The sequence below is a fragment of the Cyanobium sp. NIVA-CYA 375 genome (genome assembly GCF_056108345.1).
This window is the reverse complement of record NZ_JBSYHW010000181.1, coordinates 1-1,831: the sequence shown is the minus strand read 5'-3', so window position 1 is coordinate 1,831 and position 1,831 is coordinate 1. Positions and strand designations below refer to the sequence as shown.

Annotated in this window: 4 protein-coding genes and 1 pseudogene; 1 reads left to right on the top strand and 4 read right to left on the bottom strand. The window is 67.7% G+C overall.

The genetic code is table 11. The features are described from left to right. Positions 1-258 (top strand): annotated as a pseudogene (locus AC01FP_RS17360) (hypothetical protein); the annotation flags it as partial. Between the two features lie 27 nt (positions 259-285). Here AC01FP_RS17360 and AC01FP_RS17355 read toward each other — a convergent pair. The 4 genes from AC01FP_RS17355 to AC01FP_RS17340 form a co-directional block, all read right to left on the bottom strand. Continuing rightward, on the bottom strand, positions 286-861 hold the full coding sequence (locus AC01FP_RS17355; RefSeq protein WP_474481961.1) for an amidohydrolase family protein: 576 nt from the start codon (positions 859-861) through the stop codon (positions 286-288). After that, complete coding sequence (locus AC01FP_RS17350) at positions 830-1,081, bottom strand: hypothetical protein (RefSeq protein WP_474481959.1); 252 nt, start codon at positions 1,079-1,081, stop codon at positions 830-832. The genes AC01FP_RS17355 and AC01FP_RS17350 overlap by 32 nt, the downstream gene beginning before the upstream one ends. Further along, the gene (locus tag AC01FP_RS17345) at positions 1,078-1,278 is read right to left on the bottom strand and encodes an amidohydrolase family protein (protein WP_474481958.1); all 201 of its coding nucleotides are present in this window, start codon (positions 1,276-1,278) and stop codon (positions 1,078-1,080) included. Before AC01FP_RS17345 ends, AC01FP_RS17350 begins: the two co-directional genes overlap by 4 nt. A 203-nt stretch (positions 1,279-1,481) precedes the next feature. Then, the coding region (locus tag AC01FP_RS17340) for a hypothetical protein (RefSeq protein ID WP_474481957.1) at positions 1,482-1,831 on the bottom strand (350 nt) is incomplete at its 5' end.

Below are 1,831 nucleotides of genomic sequence, written 5' to 3'. Positions count from 1 at the left end.
GTGCCGCCGCGGGATCGGTTGATCGTGGCCGGCTGCGGCATGCGCGGGGCCGTGCCGCTGGGCCTGGCGCTAGCTCTGGTCGATGAGCTGCTCCATCTGCGCGGCATCCCAGCGGCGACGGCGGAGACGCTGGGCGGTCACCTGCTCGCCGTGATCTTCGTGGTGGTGCTTATCGATCTGGTGCTGCAGAGCGTGCTGATGCAGCAGCTGCTGCCAAGGTTGCTGCAGGCAGCGCAGGCCGGCAGCAGCCAGCCCTGAGCGCCTGGGTCCCGGCCTCGTCCGCAGTCAGATCGGCATGCCCAGCCGCTCGATGATCTGGCGCCGCAGAGCCAGGGCCTCGGCCTCGATCGCGGCCTGATCAAGGGTCTGCAGACAGCACTTGCGCAGCAGCACCTGGCCCACCACCACCACCGTGGCCACATCACTGGCCTTGGTGGCGTACAGCAGGGCCGAGTAGATGCTGCTGACGGGAATCCGGTTGATCGGCTCCATCTCGAGCACCACCAGATCCGCCCGTTTACCCACCTCCAGTGAGCCGATCTGATCGTCGAGATGCGGGGCCCTGGCGCCGCGGATCGTGGCCATCTCGAACGCCTCCTGCGCCGAGACCACCTTGGGGTCGCTGCAGATCAGCTTGTGCAGCTTGGCGGCGGTGTCGATCTCCTCCCAGAGGCTGAGGTCGTTGTTGGAGGCCGATCCATCGGTGCCCAGGCCCACCGCCAGGTCCCGCTGCAGCGTCGCCGGCAGGGGCGCCACGCCCGAGGCCAGCTTCATGTCCGACTGCGGGTTATGCACCACCCCCACCCCGTGGCCTGCCAGCAGGTCGAGCTCATGGGCTTTGATCAGATGCGCATCGCCCACCGTGCAGGGGCATGGGGGCGATCGCCGGGGTGATCAGGGCATGGCCCGACCAGCGATCCACGAAGCGGGCGTTGCAGGCCATGGCGGCGGAATGGTCGGCGGCATCGGGGGCTGGAAAGTCGATCAACACCTGTCCCAGCAGGCCCCGCAGCCCCGCGGCTGCCAGTTCCGCCAGGCCCAGGCGGGTGCCGCAGCGCACGAACGCCTCGTCCACGTTCATCGCCTCGGCGGGGAAGATCGTGTGCTGCAGCCAGTCGTCGAGATCCTGATCTGATCGTCTGCCAGGCCGCGGAACAGGGTCATCGGCAGATGGGCGTGGCCGTTGACCAGCCCGGGGATCACGGTGCGTCCACTGGCGTCGATGCGCTCGGCCGCGCGAAAGGCCGCCTCCACCCGCTGCCGCGCCTCCACCGCCACGATGCGGCCGGCATCGATGGCGACGGCCCCATCAGCGATCAGCCGCCGCTACGGATCCATCGTCACCACCAGGCCACCGGCCACGATCAGATCCACCGGGCGGCGGGGGGCAGCGGCGGCGGCAGGCTGCGTCATCAAGGGCCGGAGGAAGCAGGCGGCAACGTCACTCTCGGACCCGGCAGGCAGACGCACCCTGAGGCGCCTCAGCCACCCACCTTGAGAATCCCTTCCCGGTAGGTCTCCGCCATGTTGTGGTTGTAGCTGATGCTGCCTTTGTTGAGCGTGAAGGAGCGGGCCACACCGATGTGCTCGAAGGCCCGATTGATGGCGCGGGCCTGCTCATCCGCACCGTCAGCCTGGGCGTCATGGAAGGCGATCAGCCCCTTGGTGGTGGCGAACTGTGAATTCAGCTGTTCATAGCCACGCTCACGCTCCGCCCGGACCTTCTCGACATTGCTTTCCTGCATATCAGGGCCAAAGATCTTGCCGGTCGGCGGCGGCAGCGTCGGCACGGTGTCTTCACTGTTGATGTAGCGGACTACATCCACATGCT

What these genes read in the sequence shown, in the direction of transcription:
- AC01FP_RS17350 (WP_474481959.1), bottom strand. Translation starts at nt 1,081, where the DNA reads ATGAACGTGGACGAGGCGTTCGTGCGCTGCGGCACCCGCCTGGGCCTG.